Source organism: Hoylesella timonensis S9-PR14, assembly GCF_000762405.1.
Classification (GTDB): domain Bacteria; phylum Bacteroidota; class Bacteroidia; order Bacteroidales; family Bacteroidaceae; genus Prevotella; species Prevotella timonensis_A.
In genome coordinates this window covers 1-1,145 of the sequence record NZ_JRPQ01000233.1, presented here as the reverse complement: position 1 = coordinate 1,145, position 1,145 = coordinate 1, and the positions used below count along the sequence as shown (strand labels likewise).

Annotated in this window: 1 pseudogene; it reads right to left on the bottom strand. The window is 46.7% G+C overall.

Going from position 1 to position 1,145, the window contains the following annotated elements:
• A pseudogene (locus tag HMPREF9304_RS12105) lies at positions 1-942 on the bottom strand (helicase-related protein); the annotation flags it as partial.
• Positions 943-1,145 lie beyond the last annotated feature (203 nt).

Below are 1,145 nucleotides of genomic sequence, written 5' to 3'. Positions count from 1 at the left end.
GTCGGTGCTGTCCTCTACACCTTTGATTGTCAGTTTATTGACGGGCAGTCCCTCCTTGTCCCGTTCCACACGCTGCTCAAAGCAAGCCAAGTCAGCTTTAGCTTCCTTAATCTTGTCGGAATGGAAGGACACGGAACTCTCAATCTCTGCCAGCTTGCCCGTTGCGGCATCACGCTCACGGAGAAAATTCTTGCGCTCGGATTCCAAGGTGGTAATCTTCTTATCCAATCTTGCTTTCTCCAAAAGGTCTGTGTTGCCTGAAAGCACTGCTACATATTCTGAGAAGTTCATACCGCTGTCCTCGTCCATCGAACCCTCGTCAATGGTACGACTGCCGAGCGTGTTTGTCTTTAGCTGATTGATGAACAGCTGCTTATTGTGCAGCAGGTTGAACTTGTAGCTGTCCAAGGAACGCTCTACGGCATAGATAATCACATCGACCTTGTTGTTCGCAAACTCCTTGGCAACAAGGTTTCCTTTTCGGATGGCGCGCCCATTGCGTTGCTCAAGGTCTGACGGTCGCCACGGTGTATCAAGTTGATGGACTGCTACCGCCCGTTGCTGGGCATTGACTCCAGTTCCCAACATGGAGGTAGAGCCGAAGATAATACGGATGTCCCCTCGGTTCATCGCATCGACCATCGCCTTCTTTGCCTTTTCGTTCTTGCATTCCTGAATGAAACGTATCTCGTATGCCGGAATATGATAGTCCTCCACCAGCTTTCTCTTGATTTCCGAATAGATATTGAAATCTCCGCCGGGCTTGTAAGTACCCAAGTCAGAGAAAACAAACTGCGTCCCTTTCTGTGCATCGTACTTTTGGTAATAGTCATTGAGCATCTTGGCACAGTGACTTGCCTTGTTGTCGATATGGTCTGAGTACCCATTTTCATCAATCATGCGTAAATCAAGGCTCATCTTGCGGGCATAATCGGTAGTCAAGAATTAGGGGAAACAGAGGGAAATGTAGGGAATGTAACTATTTGAAATATCATCATTTAGCATTTTTATACCATTATCGAGTTAGGCGAAAGGAAGCATCAAACGGCAGGAGTTCCGTTACCAAATCGTAACCCACCCGTGAAAAAGCAAAAAGGGGTTACGAATTGAAGGTAAACAACTGTGTCATAGGTTTTTATTCTTCA